The organism is Kitasatospora sp. NPDC098652 (assembly GCF_044760155.1).
Taxonomy (GTDB): domain Bacteria; phylum Actinomycetota; class Actinomycetes; order Streptomycetales; family Streptomycetaceae; genus Kitasatospora.
Genome location: NZ_JBIWAQ010000004.1, coordinates 465366 through 490841 on the forward strand (window position 1 = coordinate 465366; position 25476 = coordinate 490841).

Consider the following 25476-nt stretch of genomic DNA (forward strand, 5'->3'; position numbering starts at 1 on the left):
CTTGTCCGTCCGTCGTACGAAGGCCGTCGCCGTCACCGTGACCGAGCACAGCAGAGACCGCTTCCGGACCGCCGCCCGCTCCGAGCAGCCCGACCCGGTGCTGCTCTGCCTGCTCGCCGCCGCCGAGCACGACCCGGTCCTCGACCCGGGCGATCCGGGCGAGCCGCCCGGCGTGGACACCCTGCTGGCCGCCTGCGAGGCCGCGCTCGACCGGCACGCGGCCGCCGTCCGGCTCGCCGTGGCCGAACGCTCACCGTCCGGGCCGGAGGAGACCGCCGCGCTGCTCGCCGCCGTGCTCGGCGGCCGGGAGCGCTTCCACGGACGCCAGTCCGACTACCGCCGGCTGGAGTCCTCCCTGCTGCCCGACGTGCTGCGGCGCCGGCGCGGACTGCCGATCATGCTCTCGCTGGTGTGGACGGCCGTCGGCCGCCGGGCCGGGCTCACCGTGCACGGCATCGCCCTGCCCGGCCACTTCATCGTCGCGGTCGGCGGCCCGGCCGGCGGCGAGGAGTACGTCCTCGCCGACCCCTTCCACGGCGGGCGACTGCTCGACCCCGCCGACGTCGAGCGCCTGGTCGCCGCCTCCGGACACGACTTCACCCCCGCGCTGCTCACCCCCGCCCAGCCGCTGGACATCGTGCTGCGGGTGCTCGGCAACATCCGGGCCTGGGCCGCCGACCGGCCCGAACAGGCCCGCACCCAGCTGTGGGCCACCGAACTCGCCCTGCTGCTCCCCCGGCACCCGGCCCAGCTACGTCTGGAACGGGCCGAACTCCTGGTGCGGATGGGCGACTTCCTCGGCGGCTCGGCGGAGATGGACGACTACGCGCGGATCCTGGACGCCTTCGACCCGGACACCGCCGCCAAGGTCCGCCAGGAGGCCCGGGCGGCCCGCCACCGGCTCAACTAGCCTGCTACAACCAGCCCTTCTCGCGGGCGATCCGGACCGCCTCGGTGCGGTTGCGGGCCTCGGTCTTCTGGATCGCCATCGAGAGGTAGTTGCGGACCGTCCCCTCCGACAGGTGCAGCCGCCTGGCGATGTCCGCGTTCACCGCGCCGTCCGCGGCCGCGCCCAGCACGTCCCGCTCGCGCGCGGTCAGCGGGTTGGCGCCCTCGGCCAGCGCGGCCGCCGCCAGCACCGGGTCGATCACCCGCTCGCCGCGCAGCACCCGGCGGATCGCCTCGGCCAGCTCGGACGCCGGCGCGTCCTTCACCAGGAAGGCGTCCGCCCCCGACTCCATCGCCCGGCGCAGGTAGCCGGGGCGGCCGAAGGTCGTCGCGATGACCACCCGCGTCCCCGGCGCCCGGCTGCGCAGCTCGGCGGCCGCCTCGATGCCCGTCATCCCCGGCATCTCGATGTCCAGCACGGCGACCTGCACCTCGTTCGCCAGCACCGCCGCCACCACCTCGTCCCCGCGGCCGACCTGCGCCACGACGTCGATGTCCCCCTCCAGGCCGAGCAGCGCCGCCAGCGCCTCCCGGACCATCCCCTGGTCCTCGGCGAGCAGCACGCGGATCGAGGGGCCGTTCTCTGCAGTACCCATGGCCATGACCTTAGAGGGGGAGGGACTTGAGTCTCCGGCAGGGGGAGACCCCACAGTGGTGCCCATGGACGGCAGCGAGACGCTCTACTCGATCGGCGACCTCTCCCGGCGCACCGGACTCTCCGTCAAGGCCTGCGGGAGGTAATCGAGTGGTTCACCGAGGCCCTGCGCAGCAGACTGACCGGATGCTGACCCTGGAACCACTGCGCCCCGACCACGCCGACGCCGTGCTCGCCTTCGAACTCGCCAACCGCGCCTGGTTCGCCCGTACCGTCCCGGACCGCGGCGACGCCTACTTCGCCGAGTTCCCGGCCCGGCACGCCGCCCTGCTCGCCGAACAGGCGGCGGGCGTCTGCCGCTTCCACCTCGTCCTCGACGCGGACGGCACGCTGGTCGGCCGGCTCAATCTGCTGGACCTCGTGGACGGCAGCGCCGAACTCGGCTACCGCGTCGCCGAGTCCGCGGCGGGCCGGGGCATCGCCACCGCCGCCGTCGGCCTGGCCCGCCGCCTCGCCGCCCACGACTACGGCCTCCACTCGCTGAGGGCCGCCACCACCCTCGACAACCCGGCCTCCCAGGCCGTCCTCACCCGCAACGGCTTCACGGCCACCGGGGAGTGCCTCCTCGATGGCCGCCCCGGCCTCCGCTACCACCGCTCCCTCGCCGGCGCCTGACCCCGGTGCCTCAGGGCACCTTCGAGGCCCCGGGGGCCGGTGCGGGTGCCGTTCGCAGGGGTACCGAGGCCCGGACGCGAAAGCCCCTGCCGCGCTCTCCCGGGCCGGTCTCCAGCCGGCCGCCGACCAGGGCGAGGCGCTCCTCCAGGCCCGACAGGCCGTTGCCCGGCTGGGACTTGCCCGGGCCGGGACCGTTGTCGGTGATCTCCAGGACGGCGTACCGCTCGCCGCCGCCGTCCCAGCTCTCGTCCGCCGTCACCGTGCAGACGGTGGCCCCCTCGCCGTGCCGGACGATGTTGGTGACCGCCTCGCGCAGCGCCCAGGCCAGCGCGCCCGCCTCCTCGGTGGCCAGCGACGGCCAGGCGTCCACCAGCGACGGCGCGGCCTCCAGCCGGACCTGCGCGGCGGCCAGCGCCGTACGGGCGGCGGCGAGTTCGACCGGCAGGGTGGGGCGGCGGAAGCCGGTCACGGCCTCCCGCACGTCGATCAGCGACTGCCGGGCGACCTGTTCGATGTCGGCGACCTGCGCCCGCGCCGCCTCGTCCTTGCCCGCGTCCATGAACCGGCCGGCCAGCTCGCTCTTGAGGGTGATCAGCGAGAGCGAGTGCCCGAGCAGGTCGTGCAGGTCGCGGGCGAGCCGCAGCCGCTCCTCGGAGGCGGCCAGGTGGGCGACGGCGGCCCGGGCCTCGCGCAGTTCGTTCATGGTGGCGACCAGCCGCTGCAGGCCGGTCATCGCGACGCCGGAGAGGAAGGCGCTGAGGGCGAAGGTGGTGGTGCTGTCGTTGTCGGCGTGGATCGCCAGGCCGGTCCCGGCGGTGAGCAGGGCCATCGCGACCAGGGCGCGCAGCGCGTGCTTCACCGGGGTGATCACCGCGAGGCACACCGAGGCGTAGATGAACATGGTCAGGAACTCGCCGCCGAGCACCGCGGCGGAGGCCACCGCGAGCACGACCATCGTCCCGACGGTCACCTGGCAGGCCCGCGGCTTCATCCCCGCCTGCGAGCGGAAGATCACCAGCAGGACGTAGGCGACCACGAAGACCGCCAGGCAGACCCAGCCGAAGACCTGCTCGGCCCCGCTGTGGCGGCCGTTCAGCAGGCTGCTCGCCGGATAGGCCAGGTAGGTCATCCACAGCAGCATCCAGGCGACCTTGACGGTCATCTGCCGCCGGGTCTCCACCGGGGCGCCCGGGACGTTCATGAAGGAGGCGCGCGCCGGACCGGCCTCCACCGGTTCGTCGGGGCGGTCGGTCCGGTGCTCGTCGGTCATGGTGATCATCATGCCCGGCGGGCGTCACGCCGGTACAGCACCGCTGCGCCGGCGACGAACACCGCGAAGAAGGCGGCCAGTCCGGCGACCGCGGCCAGGTCCAGCGAGTGCCCGGGCTGGGTGAAGGTGGCCAGCTTGTTGTACAGGAACACCGGGTTGAACCGGGCGAAGGTCTCCAGCGAGCCGCTCACCGGGAACCAGGTGCCGCCGAGCAGCGCCATCGCCATGTAGGTGATCATCACGATCGGCTGCACCGCGTCCGGCGCCGCCGCGTAGCCCAGCGCCACCCCCAGCGCGGCGAAGACGAAGCTGCCCAGCCAGAGCGCGGCCGCCAGCCCGATCCACTGCGGCACGCTCAGCGAGACGCCCTGGACGGCCCCGGCCGCGAAGACCACCAGGATCGCCGGCAGCGTGGTCACCGCGGTCGCCGCGATCTTGCTGACGGTGTACGCCCGGCCGGGCAGCGCGGTCAGCCGCAGCTGGCGCGTCCAGCCGCTCTTGCGCTCCAGCGAGATCCGCTGCGCGTTGCCGGTGAGCACCGCGCCGACCGCGCCGAAGGTGGCCATCGAGACCATGAAGTAGGTCTTCACGGGCAGGCCGCCGGCCTGGTTGCCGGAGCCGTAGGCGTTGATGAAGAAGACGTACATCAGCGCCGGGTAGAGCACGGTGAAGAACAGGTAGCGCCGGTTGCGGAGGGTCCGCAGGATCTCCAGCTTGATCAGGGTGGTCATCGCACGCTCTCCTTCTCGGCGTCGGCCCGGCGGTCCAGCTCGCCCGTGATGGTCAGGAAGGCCTGTTCCAGGCCGACCCCGGTGACCTCCAGGCCGCGCGGGTACAGGCCCGCCCGGTAGATCCCGGCGACGCCGGCGTCGGCGTCCGCGGTCCGGATCCGCACCGTCCGCACCCCCGGGACCCTTGCGGTGACGTCCAGCGCCTGCACGCCCGGCAGGGAGCGCAGCACGGCCTCGTCGAAGCGGACGTCCGCGGGGAGGTCGGCGTCGTGGAGCTCGAAGGCGATCCGACGGGCTCCGGCGCGCGCCTTGATCTCCGCGGAGCTGCCGTCGGCGATCAGCCGGCCCCGGTGCAGCACCAGGACGCGGTCGGCGATCGAGTCGGCCTCCTCCAGGTAGTGGGTGGCGAACAGCACCGTGCGCCCGGCGTCGGCCTGGGCGCGCATGCTCGCCCAGAACGCCTGCCGGACGCTGACGTCCATGCCGGTGGTGGGCTCGTCCAGCACGATCAGGTCGCTGTCGCCGGCGATCGCCAGGGCGAACCGGACCCGCTGCTCCTGCCCGCCGGACAGCTTGTCCACCCGGCGTTCGGCGATCTCGGTGATCCCGGCGTCGGTCAGCACCCCCGTGACCGACCGACCGCGCGGGTGCACCTTGCAGGCGAGTTCGACCAGCTCGCGGACCTTGACGTCGGTCATCAGCCCGCCGCTCTGCAGCATCGCGCCGACCCGGCCGTCCGCGATCGCCGCCCGCGGGGTGCCGCCGAACAGCGTGACGCTGCCCTGGTCGGGTTCGCGCAGGCCGAGCAGCAGGTCCAGACTGGTGGACTTCCCGGCGCCGTTCGGGCCGAGCAGGGCGACGGTCTCGCCCGGCCGCAGCACGAGGTCCAGCCCGTCCACGGCGCGCACCCGCCCGTAGCTCTTGCCCACGCCGCGGAAGGCGGCCACCTCGGTAACCATCGCCCGGCTCCTCTCCCTGGTGGTGTCCGGTGCGGAGCTGTCCGCACCGGACCAGGGTCCCGCCCGGGCCGGGGCCGGCGGCAGTGCCGGCCGTCGTGCCTTCGGTATGACGGATGTCATGCCGCGGGGCACGACGGCCCGGCCCGGGGTGCCTAGCGGCCCAGCGAGCGCTTCACGAAGTCGACCTGGAGCAGCAGCAGGTTCTCCGCGACCTCCTCCTGCGGCGTCATGTGGGTGACGCCCGACAGCGGCAGCACGGTGTGCGGGCGCCCGGCGGCCAGCAGCGCCGAGGAGAGCCGCAGGGTGTGGGCGGCCACCACGTTGTCGTCGGCCAGGCCGTGGATGATCATCAGCGGGCGCTCCAGCCCGGCCGCGTACCCGTTGAGCGAGTTCGCCGCGTACACCTCGGGCCGCTCGGCCGGGTGGCCCAGGTAGCGCTCGGTGTAGTGGGTGTCGTACAGCTCCCAGTCGGTCACCGGGGCCCCGGCCACCGCCGCGTGGAACACGTCGGGGCGGCGCAGCACGGCGAGCGCGGCGAGGTAGCCGCCGTACGACCAGCCGCGGATCGCGACCCGGTCGAGGTCCAGCGGGAACTCGCCGGCCAGCGCCCGCAGCGCCTCCACCTGGTCGTCCAGGGTGGCCCCGGCGAAGTCGAAGGCGATGGACTTCTCCCAGGCCGGTCCGCGCCCGGGGGTGCCGCGCCCGTCGGCGACGACCACCGCGAAGCCCTGGTCGGCGAACCACTGGGAGTTGAGGTGCGGGTTGTGCGCCTGGACGACGCGCTGGCCGTGCGGGCCGCCGTACGGGTCCATCAGGACGGGCAGCAGGCCGTCGCGCTCGCGGTCGTAGCCGGTGGGCAGGAACACCGCGGCCGGGATGCGGCGCTCGCCCGCGAAGCGGAAGACCGGGCGGGCGGTGATGGCCGGGGTCTCGGCGTACGAGGCGATGGTGGCGACGTCGTCGACCACCACGCCCTCCGGCAGGTCGCGGGCGACCTGCACCAGTGTGCCGGGCAGGTCGGGCTCGGCGGTGGCCCGGACGGTGATCCCGCCGGCGTGCACCGCGCTGGTGACGGAGGTGAACGGGCGGCCGTTGGCGGACTCCCAGGCCAGTTCCTTGCCGTCGTGGCTGATCCGGCCGACGGCGATCCAGCCGGGCTCGGGGTCGGTCTCCTCGGCGCCGCCGGAGGCGCTGAAGAACACCTCCCGCGCGGTGACCGCGACCACCGACCGCACGTGCAGGTCGGCCCCGGTGACGGCCTGGTCGCCGACCACCAGTGCCCGCACCCCGCCCCGGTCGGAGATCCGGACCAGCTTGCCGTCCGGGGTCCAGGCCGGCACGCCCGGGAAGGCCTCCAGCCAGACCTCGTCGTGCTCCTCGAACAGCACCTCGGTGGCGCCGGTGGCCACGTCCACGCCGAGGATCCGCTGGGCGCGCTGGTCCCGGGACTGGACGAGCAGCAGCGGCACGCCGCCCTCGGACCAGTGCACCCGGGCCAGGTACGGGAAGGCCGCGTGGTCCCAGGAGACCTCGGTGCGTCCGCCGTGCAGGTCGAGCACCCAGAGCCCGACCTCGGCGTTGGCGGTGCCGGCCGCCGGGTAGGCGACCTCGGCGGGCTCGCGGTCCGGGTTGGCCGGGTCGGCGATCCACCAGCGGCGCACCGGGCTGTCGTCGGCGCGCTCGGCCAGCAGCCGCTCGCCGTCCGGGGACCACCAGAAGCCGCGGGTGCGGTCGATCTCCTCCTGGGCGATGAACTCGGCCTGGCCCCAGGTGACGTTCGGGCCGTCCGGCTCGGCGAGCGCCCGGTCGCCGCTGCCGTCGGTGCGGGTCAGCCGCAGTTCGCCGGCGGTGTTGGCGTAGGCGACGTGGGCGCCGTCCGGGGACAGCCGCGGGTCCAGCAGCGGGCCCACGGCGGGCAGTTCGGCGGTGGTGCCGGCGGCCAGGTCGGCGGTGAACAGCCGGCCGGAGAGCGCGAAGGCGGCCCGGTCGCCGGCGGCGTCCAGGGCGTAGCCGACGATGCCGGCCGAACTCTCCCGGCTGCGCTCGCGGCGCGCCTTCTCGGCCGGCGAGAGGTCCTCCTCGCCGCCGCCGAGCAGCACCGCCGGGTCGGCGGCGATCCGCTCCTCGCCGGTGGTGGTGTCGAGGGTCCAGAGCAGGTTGGCCCGGTCGCTGCCGGAGCGCGAGCGCAGGAAGACGACCCGCGAGCCGTCCGGTGCGACGGAGAAGGAGCGGGGGGCGCCGACGGTGTAGCGCAGGGTCCGCGCGTACTGCCGGGGGAAGGTGTCCGCAGGAGTGTGGGAGGTCATGGCACCAGACCCTACGACGGGCGACTGCCACGGCCGGGTGACTGGCGATCACTCGTTCGGAGCATCACCTCCGAGTACGCCCCGAAGGGCCCCACACCCCCTCCGACCGGCCCGTGCGCCCCACGAGTGCCCCGTTGCCCCGGCGCGCGCGGACTCACTGAATGTAATGCTCCCCTTACCCATCGGGTATGACTGGTCAGGCGAGTGATCGTCGGGCCCCGTCCCGGGCCCGCCGGCCACCCGGCCCCGATTCCCGTACGGTCCCACCGCCGCCCTCCCCCAGGAGGCCGGCGCCCGAGAAGGGGTATGAGCCCACATGGCCATGAACATCTCCGCAGCCGTGCTGATGCTCGTCATCGTGGTGGTGCTGATCCGCCGCTCCGGCCTCAAGCTGGCGCACGCGATCGTCTGCGCACTGCTCGGCTTCTACCTGGCCTCCAGCTCGATCGCACCGTCGATCAGCCAGGTCACCAGCAACCTCGCCGGGATGATCAACGGCCTCAAGCTCTGACCCCTCCGGCCGGTGGCTAGGCTTCCTCCCATGACCGCGACTACCGGCCGCCGCCTCCTCCTGGTGCACGCCCATCCCGACGACGAGTCGATCGGCAACGGCGCCACCATGGCCAGGTACGCCGCCGAGGGCGCCCGGGTGACGCTGGTGACCTGCACCCTCGGCGACGGCGGCGAGGTGATCCCGCCCGGGCTGGCCCACCTGACGGCCGATCGGGACGACACCCTCGGCGCCCACCGGATCGGCGAGCTGACCGAGGCGATGCGCGCCCTCGGCGTCACGGACTTCCGCTTCCTCGGCGGGCCGGGGCGCTACCGCGACTCCGGGATGATGGGCGTGCCCGAGAACGACGCCCCCGGCTGCTTCTGGCGGGCGGACGTGGACGAGGCGGCGGGCCACCTGGTCGCGGTGGTCCGCGAGGTGCGGCCGCAGGTGCTGGTCACGTACGACGACAACGGCGGCTACGGGCACCCGGACCACATCCAGGCGCACCGGGTCGCGATGCGCGCGTACGAGCTGGCCGCCGACCCGGCGTACGCCCCGGAGGCGGGCGCTCCCTGGCGGATCGCCAAGGTGTACTGGAACCGGATGCCCCGCTCGGTGCTGGACGCCGGCCTCGCCGCCACCGCCGCCGAGGCGCGCTTCCCGGGCGTCGCGCAACCCTCCGACGTCCCCGGGGTGGTGGCCGACGAGGTGGTCACCACCGTGCTGGACGGCACCGGCTACGGCGCCCGCAAGGCCGCCGCGCTGACCGCGCACGCCACCCAGATCACCGTGGCCGGTGACTCCTTCGCGCTCTCCAACCACCTCGGCCAGCCGCTGTTCGCCACCGAGTACTACCAGTTGGTGCGCGGCCAGGCCGGACCGGAGCGGCCCGAGCGCGACCTCTTCGCGGGCCTCGACACCGAGGCCGCGGACCCGGCGGCGGACCGGGCGGACCCGGCGACTGACCCCACGGCGACCGACCCGACGGGCCTGGCCGCCGACCCGATTCCGAGCGAGGGGAACGCCCGATGACCGCACCCGCCGCCAAGCCGAAGAGCCGCTCGATCGCGGTGGCCGTCCTCGGCACCCGCGAGGAGCGGCTGGCCGAGCCCCAACCCCCGCGCGCCGCCCGGATCGCGGCGTATGTCCTGTTCTTCCTGCTGGGCATCGCGGTGTCGGTGTGCGGATCCTTTGTGCAGGCCCTGTGGCCGCCCGTGGGAGTTCTGCTGGCGCTCGCCGCCACCGCCGCGACCTTCTACGCCGGCCTGCGGGTCACCGGTACCAAGCTGGGCGCCGCGGTGCCCGCGGGCGGCTGGTTCATGGCGATGCTGCTGCTGATGGTGCCCCGGCCGGAGGGCGACAACGTGCTCTGGTCCAACGCCACATCGCTGGCCTGGCTGTTCGTCGGCTCGATCCTGGGCGTGATCTGCGCCACCCTGCCCACCCGCACCAGCTGGTTCCCCGGCGTGCCCAGCCCCAAGCGCTGAACCGGGCGGGCGGCCGCGTACGGTAGCGCACACAACGCGCAGTCAGGACCACTCCGCCGTACTCTCATACCGGAGGAACCGGACGTATCAGGATCTGTCCGAAGCCGTTCACCGCTCAGTTCTTCCCAGTATGGTGGTCCCGCAGTACGTCGTACCCGACCGCCGTTTGCCCCAGGCCCGGCGACCACGAACCGCGGTCGCGCCGCACGGCCCGCCCGCGAACCCGGAGCAGAGCAGCATTGAGCAGCCGCGAATCTGACAACGCCAACCCGACGCCCCGGCGCACGGGTCCGGACGCCTACCCGTCGGGCACGCCGCCCTACGGCACCCCGGCGGGCCCCGGCGGCGACCGGGCCGGCGCCGACACCGGGTCGGGCGGCGAGGACGACGGTCCGAAGACCGAGACCACCCTGACCACCCGGGTCCGGATCAACATCCCCGGCTCGCGCCCGATCCCGCCGGTCGTCGTCCGCAGCACCGTCAAGAACGAGACCGCCCGGGGCGACGACGGCCCGGCCGACCCGTTCGCGCCCGGCGCCGAGCCGGGCGGCCCGCGGCACCGCTCCGCGCCCGCCTCGCCCGTCCTCGGCGTGATGGAGGGCGGCTCCGGCTCGGCCACCCCGCCGAACCTGCCGCCGGAGTGGCAGATCCCGCCGATCCCGCCGGCGACCTCGGAGTCCGAGTCCACCGGCGCGTGGTTCCGGCCGCGGCAGAAGAAGGCCCCGGCCGCCGAGCCCGCCCCGGCCGCCGTGCCGGTCGGCGCCCCGAGCGCCCCGAGCGCGCCGGAGGCCCCGGCCGTGCCCGGGCCCGGCGCCGAGGCCCGGCCGCAGGCCGCCCCGAACGGTGCCCGCCCGGCTCCGGACGCCGGCGCCGCCCGGCCGAACGGCCGCCCGCTGCCCACCCGGGGCCAGGCCCCGCGCCAGGGCGCCGCCCCGGCCAACCCCGCCTCGCCCTACGGCGCCGGGGGCCCGGCCGAGGAGCCGGGGGTGTACGAGAGCGCCGACCCGTTCGCCCCGGTCGCCGACCCGTTCGCCCCGACCGGCCCGACCGGCCCCGCCGCCGGTGCGCGCGGCCGCGGTGACCAGCGCGGCCCGCGTGGCAGCCGTCCGCAGCAGCCGTCGCCGCACCAGCAGGGCGGCCCCCAGCAGGGCGGGTTCCCGCAGAGCGGCTTCCCGCAGGCCGGGCCCGGCCCGGAGGACACCTCGGTGGACGGCTTCGCGCCGATCCGCGAGCACGACGCACCCCCGGCCGCCATACCCGGCCTGCCCCGGAACGGCACCACTCCGAACGGCACCACTCCGAACGGCAACGCCCCGCAGGGTGCCGACGGCCGTCCGCAGCCGGGCCTGTTCGCCTCGGCCCCGACCGGCACCGACCCGTTCGCCACCCAGCGCCCGGCCGCCCCCGGCCAGGACCCCTTCGCCGCCCCGGCGGGCCCCGGCGGGCTCTTCCCGGGCGCACCCCAGCCCGCCGCCCAGCCTTCCCCGCCGCCCGCCCCCGGCGGCCCCCGGCGGGCGGGTCGTGACCCGGAGGCCACCGAGGTCACCCCGCTGCCCGCCCCCGGCCCCCAGGCCGCGACCGGCGGCCCCGGCGGCCAGGTCGACGCCGCCCCGTTCCTCCCCGGCGCCGTCCCCGGGCCGGCCCCCACGGCCGGCCCCGCGCCCGCCAAGGACAAGGCCGAGCCGGCCGCCCCGGCCAAGGGCAAGGCGAAGGCCAAGCGCGGCGGCCCGAAGAAGCTGGTCAAGCTCGGCGTCTACGCCGTCGGCGGGGTGCTCTTCCTCGGCGCCGCCGCGTACGGCACCGGCCTGATGCTCAACCAGTCCGACATCCCCAAGGGCACCGTGGTGCTCGGCACGGACATCGGCGGCAACGGCCGCGACCAGGCGATCCACGCACTGGACGCCTCGGTCGGCAAGGCCGGGCAGCAGCCGCTCAAGCTCAAGATCGGCGACCAGAGCGTCGACCTGGACCCGACGGTCGCCGGCCTGAGCTTCGACACCACGGCCACCGTGGACGGCCTCGCCGCGCACAGCTACAACCCGGTCGACGTGATCAAGTCGATCCAGGGCGGCACCAAGGCCGTCGCCCCGGAGGTCCGGGTCGACCGTGCCAAGCTCAAGGCCGCGCTGGACTCGCTGGCGGCCGGCTCGGGCCAGGGCCTCCAGGAGGGCTACGTCAAGTTCGCCGACAACGGCGACCCGGTCGTGGTCCCCGGCAAGGCCGGTCAGGCCGTGGACACCAACGCCGCGCTGGACGTGGTCGAGCAGGCCTACCGCGACCGCGCCGCCGGCAAGCCGGACCAGCCGATCGCCCTGGCCGTCACGGCCGCCCAGCCCAAGGTCTCCACCCAGGCCCTCCAGGCCGCCGCGGACAGCCTCGGCAAGCAGGTGACCAGCGGGAAGATCCACATCGTGGCGGGCGCCAAGACCTGGGACTTCGGCCCGAAGACCGCGGCCAAGGCGCTCACCCTGACCCCGGACGCCTCCGGCAAGATCGCGCCCAAGTGGGACCTCGACGCGCTGGGCTCCCAGCTCAACGGCGCGTTCGACAAGGTGAAGGCCAAGAAGAACGGCCAGACCGCCGCGATCACCCCGCAGGACGTCGCGGACGCCGTCACCTCGCTGTTCGACAAGACCGGCGACAAGGAACGCACCTTCAAGTTCACCGTCGCCTGACCCGAGACGCCTGACGCCGGACGTCTGGCGCCTGACACCCAACGCCGGGCGCCTGCCGCCGGACGGCACCACCGTCCGGCGGCGTCGGCCGACGAACCGGGCACGAACGAGGGGCGGGGCCGCCGCACCGCACGGATGCGGCCGTCCCGCCCCTCGACAACTCCCCCTCCCGATCAGCAAGATGTGACGCCACACCATCCGTCACAGTCACCCCGGGAGCCACCACGATGGGCCGCCGCAGCCTCCAGCACCACCGGACGGCACTGCTCGCCGGTCTCACCGCCCTGACGCTCTCCCTCGCGCTCTGCTCCTGCTCCGCGGGGTCGGACGGCGCCGCCCCGGACGCCCCGATCGCCGCCCCCGGGATGCCCAAGCTGACCTCGGTCGACATCAACGCCCACGACCGCGCCCAGCTGCGCCAGGGCGGCACCCTGAACCTGGCGATCTCCCAGTTCTCCCACCAGTGGTCACCGATCCACACCGACGGCACCGAGTCCTCGACCGTCGCGGTCAGCAAGCCGCTGCTGCCGACCTTCTTCCGCTCCGACGCGGCAGGCACCCAGACCGTCAACCCGGCGTACCTCCAGGAGGCCCACGCCGAGCTCAGGGACGGCCACCAGGTGGTCACCTGGACGCTCAACCCGAAGGCCCACTGGTCCGACGGCACCCCGATCACCTGGCGCGACATCGAGGCCAACTGGCGCGCCATGAACGGCAAGGACCCGGCGTACCGGCCGTCCAGCACCTCCGGCTTCGAGCTGGTCAGCTCGGTCGAGCGGGGCAAGGACGACTTCCAGGCCGTGATGACCTTCGACCGGCCGTTCTCCGAGTGGCAGTCGATGTTCAACGGCGCCGCCAACGCGCCGCTGCTGCCCGCGAGCAAGGTGTCCACCCCGGAGCTGTTCAACTCGGCCTACCTGGACGCCATCCCGCTCACCGCCGGCCCTTTCAAGGTCGAGCGGCTGGACCCGTCGGCGCAGACCGTCACCCTGGTCGCCGACCCGGCCTGGTGGGGCGACAGGCCGGTGCTGGACCGGATCGTCTTCCACGCCATGCTGCCCGACGCGATGCGCACCGCCTTCGCCAAGGGCGAGATCGACCTCCTCAACAACGGCCCGGACCTGGCCGGCTACCAGGTCATCAAGAACACCAAGGGCGCGGCGGTACGCCGGGCCGGCGGGCCGGACTTCCGGCAGCTCACCCTGAACGCCCGCAACCCCGTGCTCGCCGACCCGACCGTCCGCCAGGCCGTCTTCCAGGCGATCAACCGGGACGCCCTGATCCGCACCGACCTCAACGGCCTGGACTGGCCCGCCGTCCCGCTCAACAACCACCTGCTGGTCGCCAACCAGAACGGCTACCGCGACAACTCCCTGGGGCTGTCCCGCTTCGACCCGGCCGAGGCCGCCCGCAAGCTGGACGCGGCGGGCTGGAAGCTCGACGGCGACGTACGGAAGAAGGACGGCCGCGAGCTGAACCTGCGGATGGTCGTCCCCGCCGGGGTGGCCGTGGCCCAGAACGAGACGGCCTCCGTGGCGAAGATGCTCAAGGACGTCGGCGTCAAGGTCACCCCGGTGACCGCCCCCGCCAACGAGTTCTTCGACAAGTACGTCAACCGCGACGACTTCGACATCGCCGTCTACGCACTGCTCGGCACCCCGTTCCCGGCCAGCGGCAGCCGCGCGAGCTACGTCCAGAACAGCTCCTCCAACCGGGCCGGCGCCGGCAGTCCCGCGGTGGACGCCGCGCTCGACCGGGCCGCCGGCGCGACCGACGCCGGCACCGCCTCCGAGGCGATCAACCAGGCCGACGGCGAGCTCTGGAAGGTGGCCGGCGTCCTGCCGCTCTACCAGCGCCCGCAGCTGTACGGCGCCCGCGCCGACCTCGCCAACATCGGCGCCCAGGGCCTGTCCGACATCGTCTGGGAGAACGTCGGCTTCACCAAGTAGCGCCCCGGCTCAGCCGTGCAGGGTCTCCCGCCAGTAGTGGCAGGCGCTGCGGCGGCCGGGCAGCTCGGCCCCCTCCGCGTCCGCCACCGGCACCAGCGGCGGGAGTTCGGTCAGGCAGCGGTCCTGCACCCGGTCGCAGCGGGGGTTGAACGCGCAGCCCTCCGGGATGCGCAGCAGGCTGGGCGGCAGGCCCTTGATGGCGTGCAGGTCCTGGCCCTTCTGGTCCAGCCGGGGGATGGAGGCCAGCAGGCCCCGGGTGTAGGGGTGCGCGGGCCGGGCGTACAGCTCGTGCACGGGGGCGGTCTCGACGATCCGGCCCGCGTACATCACGGCGATCTTGTCCGCGACGTCGGCGACCACGCCCAGGTCGTGGGTGATCAGGATCAGGCCCATGTTGAACTCGGCCTGCAACTCGGCCAGCAGGTCCATCACCTGGGCCTGCACCGTCACGTCCAGCGCGGTGGTGGGTTCGTCGGCGATGATCAGGTCCGGCTCCAGCGCCATCGCCATCGCGATCATGATGCGCTGACGCATGCCGCCCGAGAACTGGTGCGGGTAGTCGTTCACCCGCTGCTTGGCCGCCGGGATGCGCACCCGCTCCATCAGCTCGACGGCCTTCACCTTCGCCTCGGCGCGCGAGAACCCCTGGTGCACCCGGAACATCTCGCCGAGCTGGTAGCCCACACTGAGCACCGGGTTGAGCGCGGACAGCGCGTCCTGGAAGATCATCGCGATCTGCCGGCCCCGGACGGTCCGCCGGAGCCGGGGGCTCATGGTCAGCAGATCATCGCCCCGGAACAGGATCCGCCCCGAGGTGATCCGGCCGGGCGGCACGTCCAGGATGCCCATGATCGCCTGCGCCGTGACCGACTTCCCGGAGCCGGACTCGCCCAGCACCGCCAGCGTCTCCCCCGCCGCCACCGAGTAGCTCACCCCGTTGACGGCCTTGGCCACACCGTCCCGGGTGTGGAACTCGATGTGCAGGTCCTCGACCTCCAGCAACGGCGTCCCGGGCACCAGGTTCTCCCGTCCGCCGCCGACCACCTCGACCGCATCCATCCGGGCAGCCCTCCTCAGCGCAGCCGCGACCATCGCCTGGCGCAGAGCAACTATCAAGGACCGGCGTTCACTTGGGGAGTGTGCGGCAGATCTCGGTTCCATCACGGCGAAGGGCGCGCCCTCGGTACGAGGACGCGCCCTGGGTGGCACCGACCGCTAGGGCTCCTGGCCGGAGCCGTCGTCGGGCTGCCGCTTCCCCCACTCCGCCGCGCTCTGCCCGCTCTCGCGCTCCGCCGCGCTCTGCTCGATCTCGCGCTCCGCCGCGCTCTGCTCGATCTCGCGCTCCGCCGCGCTCTGCTCGATCTCGCGCTCCGCCGCGAAGTGACACGCCGAGTCGTGCACCGCCGCCCCGCTCAGCCAGCCCGGCGCGGCCAGCAGCGGCACCTCCACCGAGCAGCGCTCCTGCGCCTTCCAGCAGCGGGTGCGGAACCGGCACCCCGAGGGCGGGTTGGCCGGCGAGGGCACGTCCCCGGTGAGGACGATCCGGTCCCGGCTCTCGCGCGCCGTCGGGTCCGGCACCGGCACCGCCGACAGCAGCGCCTGGGTGTACGGATGGGTCGCGTGGTCGTAGATCTCCAGGTCGCTGCCGAGCTCGACCATCTTCCCCAGGTACATCACCCCCACCCGGTCCGAGATGTGCCGGACGATGGAGAGGTCGTGGGCGATGAACATGTACGAGAGGTTGAACTCGCCCTGCAGCTGCTCCAGCAGGTTGATCACCTGCGCCTGGACCGACACGTCCAGCGCGGAGACCGGCTCGTCGCAGATGATGATCTCCGGCCGGAGCGCCAACCCCCTCGCGATGCCGATGCGTTGGCGCTGGCCGCCGGAGAACTGGTGCGGGTACCGGTTGATGTACTCCGGGTTGAGCCCGACCACGTCCAGCAGGTCCTGGACGGCCTTGCGGCGGTCGCCCTTGGGCGCCACCTCGGGGTGGATCTCGAAGGGCTCGCCGATGATGTCGCCGACCGTCATCCGCGGGTTGAGCGAGGTGTACGGGTCCTGGAACACCATCTGGATGTTGCGCCGGACGGCCTTCAACCCGGCCCCGGAGAGCCGGGAGATCTCCTCGCCCTTGTAGCGGACGGACCCTCCGGTGGCCGGCTCCAGGTTCATCAGCACCTTGGCCAGCGTGGACTTGCCGCAACCGGACTCGCCGACGATGCCGAGCGTCTCGCCCTGCATCAGGTCGAAGCTGACCCCGTCCACCGCCTTGACCGCGCCGACCTGCTTCCGGAACAGCACGCCCTTGGTCAGCGGGAAGTACTTGACCAGGTCCCGGACCTCCAGGATCGGCTCGCCGCGCGGCACCGGCTGCTCGAAGGCGACCTCCTCCGGCACCGCCACGCCCGACGCGCTGGCCCCGTTAACGGTCATGGAGGGTCTCCTTCCAGAAGAAGCAGGCGCTGCCGCGGCCCTCCAGCGGGGTGCCGTCCTCCTCGGTGACCGGGAACAGCTCCGGCACCTCGGCCCGGCAGACGTCCTGGGCCCGCGGGCAGCGGGGGTTGAAGGCGCAGCCCTTGGGGATCCGCAGCAGGTTGGGCGGCAGGCCCTTGATGGCGTAGAGCTCCTGGCCCTTCTGGTCCAGCCGGGGGATGGAGTCCAGCAGGCCCCGGGTGTACGGGTGCGCGGGCCGCGCGTACAGCTCGTGCACGGGCGCCGTCTCGACGATCCGGCCCGCGTACATCACGGCGATCTTGTCCGCGACGTCGGCGACCACGCCCAGGTCGTGGGTGATCAGGATCAGCCCCATGTGGAACTCGGCCTGGAGCTCCGCCAGCAGGTCCATCACCTGGGCCTGCACCGTCACGTCCAGGGCGGTGGTGGGCTCGTCGGCGATGATCAGGTCCGGCTCCAGGGCCAGCGCCATGGCGATCATGATGCGCTGGCGCATACCGCCGGAGAACTGGTGCGGGTAGTCGTTCACCCGCTGCTTGGCCGCCGGGATGCGCACCCGCTCCATCAGCTCGACGGCCTTGGCCTTCGCCTCGGCCCGGGAGACGCCCTGGTGCGCCCGGAACATCTCGCCGAGCTGGTAGCCCACGCTGAGCACCGGGTTGAGCGCGGACAGCGCGTCCTGGAAGATCATCGCGATCTTCCGGCCGCGGATCCTGCGCCGCTCCTCCTTGCCCATCGTCAACATGTCCTGGCCCCGGAAGCGGATCTCCCCGCGCGGGATCCGGGCCGGCGGCATGTCCAGGATGCCCATGATCGCCTGGGCGGTCACCGACTTCCCGGAGCCGGACTCGCCCAGCACCGCCAGCGTCTCCCCGGCCCGGACGCTGTAGTTGACCCCGTTGACGGCACGGGCGACGCCGTCCCGGGTGACGAACTCGACGTGCAGGTCCCGCACGTCGAGCAGCGGCCCCTCGTAGGGCGTCTGCCGCTCCTGCCCGGTGGCGTCCACAGCTGTACTCACGATGCGCTCCCCTCGCTCAGCGAAGCTTCGGGTCGAGGGCGTCGCGCACCGCGTCGCCCAGCATGATGAAGGCCAGCACGGTGACGGAGAGCGCCGCGGCCGGGAAGAACAGCACGTACGGCGCCGTGCGGATCACCTTCTGGGCGGAGGAGATGTCGATGCCCCAGGAGATGGTCGGGTCCTGGAGGCCGATGCCGAGGAAGCTCAGCGTGGCCTCGGCCGCGATGTAGCCGCCGAGCGCGATGGTGGCGACCACGATCACCGGGGCGATCGCGTTCGGCAGGATGTGCCGGAACATCAGCCGCCCCGTCCCGGCGCCGAGCGCCCGGCCCGCCACCACGTAGTCGGCCTGTTTGACGGTCAGCACCGCGCCGCGCATGACGCGGGCGATCTGGGTCCAGCCGAGCACGCCGAGGGCGATGACCACGCTCCAGACCGTGCGGGTGGAGAAGGCGTTCAGCAGCACCAGGGCGCCGAGCAGCAGCGGGATGCCGAAGAAGATGTCGACGATCCGGGAGATCACCGCGTCCACGGCGCCGCCGAAGTACCCGGCGACCATGCCGGTCAGCCCGCCGAGCACGGTGACCGCGGCGGTCACGAAGATGCCGACGGTGATCGAGGCGCGGGCGCCGTAGATGACCCGGGCGAAGATGGAGCGGCCCTGGGCGTCGTAGCCGAACCAGCCGGCGCCGAAGACGTCGCCCGAGTCCGGCCGGCGCAGGTAGTTGTTCACCAGGTCCGCCCTGCGCGGGTCCGCGTCGGTGAAGGCGTACGGGAAGACCGCCATCACCACCAGCAGCAGGATCAGCACCGCGGAGATCAGGAAGATCGGCCGCCGGCGCAGGTCCCGCCAGGCGTCGCCCCAGAGGCTGCGGGCCTCCTCCCGCTTCTCCACGTCGGGTTCGACCAGGGTCTCCAGCTCGACCGCCATGCCCTGCTCACCCGCGTAGTCCAGGCGCGAGACACCGGGCTTGGGGTGCGGCTTGGGCGAGTCCTCGTCGTGGATGTCAGGCATAGCGGATCCTCGGGTCCAGGACCGCGTAGAGCAGGTCGACGAGCAGGCTGGCGACCAGGTAGACGATCACCAGGACGGTCACGATGCCGACCACGGTGGGCCCTTCCTTCGTGTTGATCGCCCGGTACAGGACGTTGCCGATGCCCTGCACGTTGAAGATGCCCTCGGTGACGATCGCGCCGCCCATCAGCGCGCCCAGGTCGGTGCCGAGGAAGGTGACCACCGGGATCAGCGAGTTGCGCAGCAGGTGGCGCAGGATGATGGTGCGCTGGGGCAGGCCCTTGGCGACGGCGGTGCGCATGTAGTCGGCCCGCAGGTTCTCGCCGATCGAGGTCCGGGTCAGCCGGGCCACGTAGGCGAGCGAGAGCGAGCCCAGCACCACGGCGGGCAGGACGAGTTGGGAGAGGTCGTAGCTGTCCTGCACGGTCGGGGTGACCCAGCCCAGATTGGTGGCGAAGACCGTCTGCGCGATGTACGCCAGCACGAAGACCGGGATCGAGATCACCACCAGGGTCAGCACCAGCACCAGGGTGTCGGCGATGCTGCCGCGCCACAGTCCGGAGACCAGGCCGAGGGCGAGGCCGAGGATCAGCTCGAACACGAAGGCCAGCAGCGCGAGCCGGATGGTGACCGGGAAGGCCCCGGCCATGATGTCCGAGACCGGGCGGCCGGTGAAGCTGGTGCCGAAGTCGCCCTGGAACAGGTTCGCCATGTAGTGCAGGTACTGCTTCCAGACCGGCTGGTCGAGGAAGTACTTGTGCTTGATGCTGGCCACCACGGCCGGGTCGGCCGCCTTCTCCCCGAACAGCGCCGTCACCGGGTCCCCGGGCAGCGTGTAGACCATCAGGAAGATCAGCAGCGTGGTGCCGAAGAACACCGGGATCATCTGCAGCACCCGCCGCAGCACGTAACTGCCCATCCGAGCCTCCTTCCAGGGCGTGACCGGCCGGGGGCGACCGGCCGGGAGAACCGGGCCCCGCCCTCCGTGCGGGGAGGACGGGGCCGCGTGGGGGGCGGGTCAGCCCTTGACCTCGACCTGGGTCCAGGCCGGGTTGCCGAAGGAGTCGAACTTCACGTTCTGCACCTTGTTCGAGTAGCCCGAGTTGGTGCGGTAGTACCAGAGCGGGATGGCCGGCATGCCGCTCGGCAGCACCGCCTCGGCCTGCTGGTAGCCGGTCACCGTGTCGGCGACGCTGGCGGCCTCGTCGGCCTTGGTGGCGGCGTCGTCGAACTGCGGGTTGCTGTAGCCGAAGTCGTTGGAGGCCGCGCCGGTGCGGTAGACGTCGGAGAGGAAGTTGGCGTTCAGCGGGTAGTCCTGCACCCAGCCGGTGCGGAAGGCGCCGTTGAGCTGGTGCGCGGTGATCGCCGCGCGGGCGGTCTTGAAGTCGGGCTTCGGGTCGCCCAGGCAGTCCACGCCGGTGCTCTGCCGAATCGAGTTGCAGACGGCGTCGACCCACTCCTTGTGGCCGCCGTCCGCGTTGTAGGTGATCAGCAGCTTGTTCCCGGGGACGCCGCCGCCCTCCTGGATCAGCTGCTTGGCCTTGGCCGCGTCGAACTTGCAGAAGTCGCCGCAGGCGCCGTCCTTGTAGCCCTCGACGCCCTCGGCGACCCAGGCGGTGGCGGGCTTGCGGGAGCCCTGGAGCACCGTCTTGGTGATGACGTCCCGGTCGATCGCCATCGACAGGCCCTGGCGCACCTTCGCCTTGTCCGGCGAGGACCAGTCGGCCTGGTAGAGCGTGAAGCCGATGTTCTGGATCGCACCCTGCGGGGCGTCGATGGCCCGGTCGCCGAGGTCGTTCTTGTAGTTGGCCAGCGCCGACGGCGGCACCTGGTCCATCACGTCGAGGTTGCTGGACTGGAGGTCCGCGTAGGCGGCCTCGGACGTGGTGTACATCTTGAAGACGATGCCGCCGTTCTTCGGCTTGTCCACGCCCTGGTAGTCCGGGAAGGTCTTGGTGACCACCTCGGTGTTGTGCGACCAGCTGACGAACTGGTACGGGCCGTTGCCCACCGGCTTCTGCCCGTACCCGGCCGGGTCCGAGTAGAAGGCGTCCGGCAGCGGCGAGAAGGCGATGTAGCCGAGCTTGTACTCGAAGTACGAGACCTTGTTCCTGAGCTTGACGGTGAAGTGCAGGTCGTCGGTGACGGTCAGGCCGGACATCTTGTCCGTGGTCGCCTTGCCGGTGGCCGGGTGGACGTCCTGGTAGCCCTCGATGTCGGAGAACCAGGAGCTGTTGATCTGGGCGTTGGCCGGGTTGGCGCCCCAGTTCCAGGCGTCCACGAAGTTCTTGGCGTGCACCGGGGTGCCGTCGTGGAACTTCCAGCCGTCCTTCAGGGTGATGTTGAAGGTCTGCGAGTCACTGGTGTCGATCTTGTCCGCGACCTGCATCCGGATCTTCGCCGTGCTGGGGTCGTAGTCCACCAGCCCCTTGAACAGGTTCTGGATGATGCGGCCACCGCCCACCTCGTTGGCGTTGGCGGGCTGCAGCGGGTTCTGCGGCTCATTGCTCTGGTAGCTGAACGTCTTGCCGGCGTCCGACGAGCTGCTGCCACCGCCTCCCCCGCTGCTGCTGCACCCGGTGGCCACCAGGACCACGGACGTCGCAGCGGCGAGGACCAGGCGAGCACGGGCGGCTACGGGCATGGAGGTCCCTCCTCAGGGGTGTGTGTCGCATCACACCCCATGAGAAGCGCGCCCCGGCGACGGCGCGAGCCGGGTGCACCCGGACGGGTGCCGTGACCCCCCTACCGAGTTGACGCGGCGCCGGATCCTCCCCGGCGCCCGGAACGCCGGAAGGGCCCGCGGCCGGAGCCGCGGACCCTTCCTGGTGCGTACGGGACGTCAGGCCGCGGCCGACTCCCGGACCTCGGCGAAGTGGCAGGCCGACTCGTGGGCGGCCGGGCCCTCCAGCGTGGTCGGGATCGCCAGCAGCGGGATCTCCTCCGCGCAGCGCTCCTCCGCCTTCCAGCAGCGGGTGCGGAAGCGGCAGCCGGACGGCGGGTTGGCCGGCGAGGGGATGTCCCCGGTCAGGATGATCCGCTCGCGGTTCTCGCGCGCCGTCGGGTCCGGCACCGGCACGGCCGACAGCAGCGCCTGGGTGTACGGGTGGGTGGCGTTCTCGTAGATCTCCTCGTCGGAGCCGATCTCGACCATCTTGCCCAGGTACATCACGCCGACGCGGTCGGAGATGTGCCGGACGATGGAGAGGTCGTGCGCGATGAACATGTACGACAGGCCGAACTCGCCCTGCAGCTGCTCCAGCAGGTTGATCACCTGCGCCTGGACGGACACGTCCAGGGCCGAGACCGGCTCGTCGCAGATGATGATCTCCGGCTTGAGCGCGAGGCCGCGGGCGATGCCGATGCGCTGGCGCTGGCCGCCGGAGAACTGGTGCGGGTACCGGTTGATGTACTCCGGGTTCAGACCCACGACGTCCAGCAGGTCCTGGACGGCCTTGCGGCGGTCGCCCTTGGGTGCCACCTCGGGGTGGATCTCGAAGGGCTCGCCGATGATGTCGCCGACCGTCATCCGCGGGTTGAGCGAGGTGTACGGGTCCTGGAACACCATCTGGATGTTGCGGCGGACGGCCTTGAGGGCCGCGCCGCCCAGGGTGGAGATGTCCTCGCCCTTGAACAGCACCTGACCGGAGGTGGCCCGCTCCAGGTTCATCAGCACCTTGGCCAGCGTGGACTTGCCACAGCCGGACTCGCCGACGATCCCGAGCGTCTCGCCCTTCTTGAGGTCGAAGCTGATGCCGTCGACGGCCTTGACCGCGCCGACCTGCTTCTTGAACAGGACGCCCTGGGTCAGCGGGTAGTGCTTGACCAGGTCCTTGACCTCCAGGATGTTCTCAGCCATGGAGGGTCTCCTTCCAGAGGTGGCACGCGCTGCGGCGGCCGGTGATCTCCGTGCCGTCCTCGTCGGTCACGTGGTGCAGCAGCGGGACCTCCGTGCGGCACAGGTCGGTGGCGACGTCGCAGCGGGGGTTGAACGCGCAGCCGGCCGGAACCTTGAGCAGGTTCGGGGGCAGGCCCTTGATCGCGTACAGGTCCTGGCCCTTCTGGTCCAGGCGCGGGATCGAGCGCAGCAGGCCCTTGGTGTACGGGTGCGCGGGCTTCGCGTACAGCTCGTGCACCGGGGCGGTCTCGACGATCCGGCCCGCGTACATCACGGCGATCTTGTCCGCGACGTCGGCGACCACGCCGAGGTCGTGGGTGATCAGGATCAGGCCCATGTTGTACTCGGCCTGGAGCTCCGCCAGCAGGTCCATCACCTGGGCCTGGACGGTGACGTCCAGGGCGGTGGTGGGCTCGTCGGCGATGATCAGGTCGGGCTGCAGCGACAGCGCCATGGCGATCATGATGCGCTGGCGCATGCCGCCGGAGAACTGGTGCGGGTAGTCGTTCACCCGCTGCTTGGCGGCGGGGATGCGCACCCGGTCCATCAGCTCGACGGCCTTGGCCTTGGCCTCGGCCTTGGAGGCGCCCTCGTGCACCCGGAACATCTCGCCGAGCTGATAGCCCACGCTGAGCACGGGGTTGAGCGAGGACAGCGCGTCCTGGAAGATCATCGCGATCTTCCGGCCGCGGATCTTGCGCCGCTCCTCGTTGCTCATCTTGAGCATGTCCTGGCCGCGGAACAGGATCTCGCCCTGGGTCACCTTGCCCGGGGGCATATCCAGGATGCCCATGATGGTCTGGGCCGTCACGGACTTGCCGGAGCCGGACTCGCCGAGGACGGCGAGGGTCTCGCCGGCCGAGACGGAGTAGTTGACGCCGTTCACGGCCTTGGCGATCCCGTCCCGGGTGTGGAACTCCACGTGGAGGTCCTTGACCTCCAGGAGCGGGGTTCCGACTTCGAGACGGTCCTTGTTCTGGTTGTTCTTCTCGATCACGGTGGTCATCGGGTCGTCACCTCTTCTCTCAGCGGAGCTTCGGGTCGAGGGCGTCGCGGACCGCGTCGCCGAGCATGATGAAGGCCAGCACGGTGAGGCTCAGCATGCCTGCGGGGAAGAACAGGGCGAACGGCGCCGTACGGATCAGCTTCTGGGCCGAGTTGATGTCGATGCCCCAGGAGATGGTCGGGTCCTGCAGACCGATGCCCAGGAAGCTCAGCGTGGCCTCCAGGGCGATGAAGCCGCCGAGCGCGATGGTGGCGACCACGATCACCGGGGCGATCGCGTTCGGCAGGATGTGCCGGAACATGATCCGGCTGGTGCTGGCGCCGAGCGCCCGGGCCGCCGTCACGAAGTCGGACTGCTTGACCGTGATCACCGAACCGCGCATGACACGGGTCATCTGGGTCCAGCCCAGGGCGACCAGGGCGAAGACCACGCTCCAGATCGTGCGCGTGGGGAAGGCGTTCAGGATCACCAGCGCGCCGAGCAGCAGCGGGATGCCGAAGAAGATGTCGGTGACCCGGGAGATGATCGTGTCGATCCAGCCCCCGAAGTAGCCGGCGAGCATGCCGGTGATGCCGCCGATGACGGCCGTACCGACGGTGACGCAGATGCCGACCACGACCGAGGCGCGGGCGCCGTAGATGACGCGGGCGTAGATGCTGCGGCCCTGGCCGTCGTACCCGAACCAGTCCCCTTCGAAGAAGTGGCTGTAGTTCGGCGGCGTGTGGAAGTGGTTGCGCAGGTCGCCGGCCCGCGGGTCCACCGAGGTGAACAGCCCGGGGGCGATCGCGATCACGATCAGCAGCAGGATCAGCAGCGCGGACAGCACGAAGATCGGCTTGCGCCGGAGGTCGTGCCAGGCGTCGGAGCCGAGGCTGCGCGGCTTCTCCGGCTTGGCGACCGGCGCGACGGTGGTCTGGGCCGGGATCTTCCCGGCCGTCTTCTTCTCGGTCAGGTCAGGCATACCGGATCCTCGGGTCCAGGACCGCGTAAAGCAGGTCGACGATCAGGCCGGCGGCCAGGTAGACGAGCACCAGGAAGGCCACGAAGCCGGAGACGGTCGCGCCCTCCTTCATGTTGATCGCCTGGTAGAGCGCGTGGCCGACACCCTGGACGTTGAAGATGCCCTCGGTGACGATCGCACCGCCCATCAGGGCGCCGAGGTCGGTGCCGAGGAAGGTGACCACCGGGATCAGCGAGTTGCGCAGCAGGTGGGTGCCGATGACCTTCCGGCGCGGCAGGCCCTTGGCCACCGCGGTGCGGACGTAGTCGGCCTTGATGTTCTCGGCGATGGAGGTACGGGTGAGGCGCGCGACGTAGGCCAGCGACAGCGAGCCGAGCACGACGGCCGGCAGCACCAGCTGGGTGATGTCGTCGCTGTGCTGGACGGTCGGCGTGACCCACTTGAGGTTGATGCCGAAGACCGTCTGGAACAGGAAGCCCAGCACCGGGACCGGGATCGAGATCAGCAGCAGGGTGAAGACCAGCGCGCCCTTGTCGAAGAGCTTGCCGCGGCGCAGACCCGCGAACAGGCCGATGCCGATGCCGACCACGATCTCGATGGCGAACGCGAACAGCGCCAGCCGGACCGTGACCGGGAGCGCCTCGGTGATCTTGTCGAGCACCGGACGTCCGTCCAGTGCCTTGCCGAAGTCACCGGTGAGCAGGCCCCCCATGTAGGAGAGGTACTGCTGGACCAGCGGCTCGTCCAGGTGCTGCTGATGCTTCAGCACTGCGAGCTGCACCGGGTCCGGCGCCTTGTCGCCCCACAGTGCCGCCAGCGGGTCACCGGGCAGCAAGTGCACCATGAAAAAGATGAGTGCGGTCGTTCCGAGGAACACCGGAATCATCTGGAGCAGTCGCCTCGCGACAAAGCGCCCCATCGTGCCTCCATGTATGGCTCTGCCGGGCCCGTCAACCCGGCAAGAGATAAGTCGGCGTGCCAACGGCCGGTGCCAGTCCTCGCCCTTGTGGGGATGGGACGGGCACCG

General features: G+C 72.0%; 22 protein-coding genes. 7 read left to right on the forward strand and 15 right to left on the reverse strand.

The genetic code is table 11. The features are described from left to right. Nucleotide 1 precedes the first annotated feature (1 nt). Nucleotides 2-910: a transglutaminase family protein gene (locus tag ACIQWA_RS12820; RefSeq protein ID WP_375884759.1), complete on the forward strand. Its 909-nt coding sequence runs from the start codon at nucleotides 2-4 to the stop codon at nucleotides 908-910. Between the two features lie 4 nt (nucleotides 911-914). Here ACIQWA_RS12820 and ACIQWA_RS12825 read toward each other — a convergent pair whose 3' ends face one another. Continuing rightward, nucleotides 915-1544 carry a response regulator transcription factor gene (locus tag ACIQWA_RS12825; protein ID WP_360230878.1) on the reverse strand — a complete coding sequence of 210 codons (630 nt, stop codon included), beginning with the start codon at nucleotides 1542-1544 and terminating at the stop codon, nucleotides 915-917. A gap of 185 nt (nucleotides 1545-1729) precedes the next feature. Between ACIQWA_RS12825 and ACIQWA_RS12830 the strand changes: the two genes are divergently transcribed. Continuing rightward, nucleotides 1730-2218 (forward strand): GNAT family N-acetyltransferase, encoded by a 489-nt coding sequence (locus ACIQWA_RS12830; RefSeq protein ID WP_402481502.1) that lies wholly within the window; start codon nucleotides 1730-1732, stop codon nucleotides 2216-2218. Between the two features lie 10 nt (nucleotides 2219-2228). Here the strand turns inward: ACIQWA_RS12830 and ACIQWA_RS12835 are convergent, their stop codons facing one another. The 4 genes from ACIQWA_RS12835 to ACIQWA_RS12850 all read right to left on the reverse strand — a co-directional run bounded on the left by ACIQWA_RS12835 (nucleotide 2229) and on the right by ACIQWA_RS12850 (nucleotide 7484). Then, on the reverse strand, nucleotides 2229-3488 hold the full coding sequence (locus ACIQWA_RS12835; protein WP_402481505.1) for a sensor histidine kinase: 1260 nt from the start codon (nucleotides 3486-3488) through the stop codon (nucleotides 2229-2231). Between the two features lie 8 nt (nucleotides 3489-3496). Further along, complete coding sequence (locus ACIQWA_RS12840; RefSeq protein WP_402481509.1) at nucleotides 3497-4219, reverse strand: ABC transporter permease; 723 nt, start codon at nucleotides 4217-4219, stop codon at nucleotides 3497-3499. Next, nucleotides 4216-5178 carry an ABC transporter ATP-binding protein gene (locus tag ACIQWA_RS12845; protein ID WP_402481512.1) on the reverse strand — a complete coding sequence of 321 codons (963 nt, stop codon included), beginning with the start codon at nucleotides 5176-5178 and terminating at the stop codon, nucleotides 4216-4218. The genes ACIQWA_RS12840 and ACIQWA_RS12845 overlap by 4 nt, the downstream gene beginning before the upstream one ends. A gap of 152 nt (nucleotides 5179-5330) precedes the next feature. Then, the gene (locus tag ACIQWA_RS12850; protein ID WP_402481515.1) at nucleotides 5331-7484 is read right to left on the reverse strand and encodes a prolyl oligopeptidase family serine peptidase; all 2154 of its coding nucleotides are present in this window, start codon (nucleotides 7482-7484) and stop codon (nucleotides 5331-5333) included. A 316-nt stretch (nucleotides 7485-7800) separates the two neighbouring features. Between ACIQWA_RS12850 and ACIQWA_RS12855 the strand changes: the two genes are divergently transcribed. From ACIQWA_RS12855 to ACIQWA_RS12875, 5 genes are all read left to right on the forward strand, one after another. Then, nucleotides 7801-7995 carry a DUF2304 family protein gene (locus tag ACIQWA_RS12855; protein WP_030062563.1) on the forward strand — a complete coding sequence of 65 codons (195 nt, stop codon included), beginning with the start codon at nucleotides 7801-7803 and terminating at the stop codon, nucleotides 7993-7995. A 30-nt stretch (nucleotides 7996-8025) separates the two neighbouring features. Then, complete coding sequence (mshB, locus tag ACIQWA_RS12860) at nucleotides 8026-9012, forward strand: N-acetyl-1-D-myo-inositol-2-amino-2-deoxy-alpha-D-glucopyranoside deacetylase (RefSeq protein ID WP_402481519.1); 987 nt, start codon at nucleotides 8026-8028, stop codon at nucleotides 9010-9012. Beyond that, nucleotides 9009-9467 (forward strand): DUF6113 family protein, encoded by a 459-nt coding sequence (locus ACIQWA_RS12865; protein WP_402481522.1) that lies wholly within the window; start codon nucleotides 9009-9011, stop codon nucleotides 9465-9467. Before mshB ends, ACIQWA_RS12865 begins: the two co-directional genes overlap by 4 nt. 239 nt (nucleotides 9468-9706) lie before the next feature. After that, nucleotides 9707-12142 (forward strand): peptidoglycan binding domain-containing protein, encoded by a 2436-nt coding sequence (locus tag ACIQWA_RS12870; RefSeq protein WP_402481525.1) that lies wholly within the window; start codon nucleotides 9707-9709, stop codon nucleotides 12140-12142. 227 nt (nucleotides 12143-12369) lie between these two features. Beyond that, a complete protein-coding gene (locus ACIQWA_RS12875) occupies nucleotides 12370-14091 on the forward strand; it encodes an ABC transporter family substrate-binding protein (protein WP_402481527.1) in 1722 nt (573 codons plus the stop codon). A 9-nt stretch (nucleotides 14092-14100) separates the two neighbouring features. Here ACIQWA_RS12875 and ACIQWA_RS12880 read toward each other — a convergent pair whose 3' ends face one another. From ACIQWA_RS12880 to ACIQWA_RS12925, 10 genes are all read right to left on the reverse strand, one after another. Continuing rightward, on the reverse strand, nucleotides 14101-15150 hold the full coding sequence (locus ACIQWA_RS12880) for an ABC transporter ATP-binding protein (protein WP_402481530.1): 1050 nt from the start codon (nucleotides 15148-15150) through the stop codon (nucleotides 14101-14103). A 156-nt stretch (nucleotides 15151-15306) separates the two neighbouring features. Then, a complete protein-coding gene (locus ACIQWA_RS12885; RefSeq protein WP_402481532.1) occupies nucleotides 15307-16527 on the reverse strand; it encodes an ABC transporter ATP-binding protein in 1221 nt (406 codons plus the stop codon). Further along, nucleotides 16517-17569 carry an ABC transporter ATP-binding protein gene (locus ACIQWA_RS12890; protein WP_402481535.1) on the reverse strand — a complete coding sequence of 351 codons (1053 nt, stop codon included), beginning with the start codon at nucleotides 17567-17569 and terminating at the stop codon, nucleotides 16517-16519. The genes ACIQWA_RS12885 and ACIQWA_RS12890 overlap by 11 nt, the downstream gene beginning before the upstream one ends. Before the next feature lie 16 nt (nucleotides 17570-17585). Beyond that, the gene (locus tag ACIQWA_RS12895) at nucleotides 17586-18500 is read right to left on the reverse strand and encodes an ABC transporter permease (protein ID WP_402481619.1); all 915 of its coding nucleotides are present in this window, start codon (nucleotides 18498-18500) and stop codon (nucleotides 17586-17588) included. A 76-nt stretch (nucleotides 18501-18576) separates the two neighbouring features. Continuing rightward, the gene (locus ACIQWA_RS12900; RefSeq protein ID WP_402481538.1) at nucleotides 18577-19503 is read right to left on the reverse strand and encodes an ABC transporter permease; all 927 of its coding nucleotides are present in this window, start codon (nucleotides 19501-19503) and stop codon (nucleotides 18577-18579) included. Nucleotides 19504-19602: 99 nt separating this feature from the next. Then, a complete protein-coding gene (locus tag ACIQWA_RS12905; RefSeq protein WP_360230908.1) occupies nucleotides 19603-21228 on the reverse strand; it encodes an ABC transporter substrate-binding protein in 1626 nt (541 codons plus the stop codon). Nucleotides 21229-21426: 198 nt separating this feature from the next. After that, nucleotides 21427-22443, reverse strand: a complete 1017-nt coding sequence (locus ACIQWA_RS12910; protein ID WP_360230910.1) for a dipeptide ABC transporter ATP-binding protein — start codon at nucleotides 22441-22443, stop codon at nucleotides 21427-21429. Further along, entirely contained in the window at nucleotides 22436-23488 is a 1053-nt protein-coding gene (locus tag ACIQWA_RS12915; RefSeq protein ID WP_360230912.1) for an ABC transporter ATP-binding protein, read from the reverse strand. The genes ACIQWA_RS12910 and ACIQWA_RS12915 overlap by 8 nt, the downstream gene beginning before the upstream one ends. Nucleotides 23489-23507: 19 nt before the next feature. Then, complete coding sequence (locus tag ACIQWA_RS12920) at nucleotides 23508-24449, reverse strand: ABC transporter permease (RefSeq protein WP_402481541.1); 942 nt, start codon at nucleotides 24447-24449, stop codon at nucleotides 23508-23510. Then, the gene (locus tag ACIQWA_RS12925) at nucleotides 24442-25368 is read right to left on the reverse strand and encodes an ABC transporter permease (RefSeq protein ID WP_402481543.1); all 927 of its coding nucleotides are present in this window, start codon (nucleotides 25366-25368) and stop codon (nucleotides 24442-24444) included. Before ACIQWA_RS12925 ends, ACIQWA_RS12920 begins: the two co-directional genes overlap by 8 nt. Nucleotides 25369-25476: the final 108 nt, after the last annotated feature.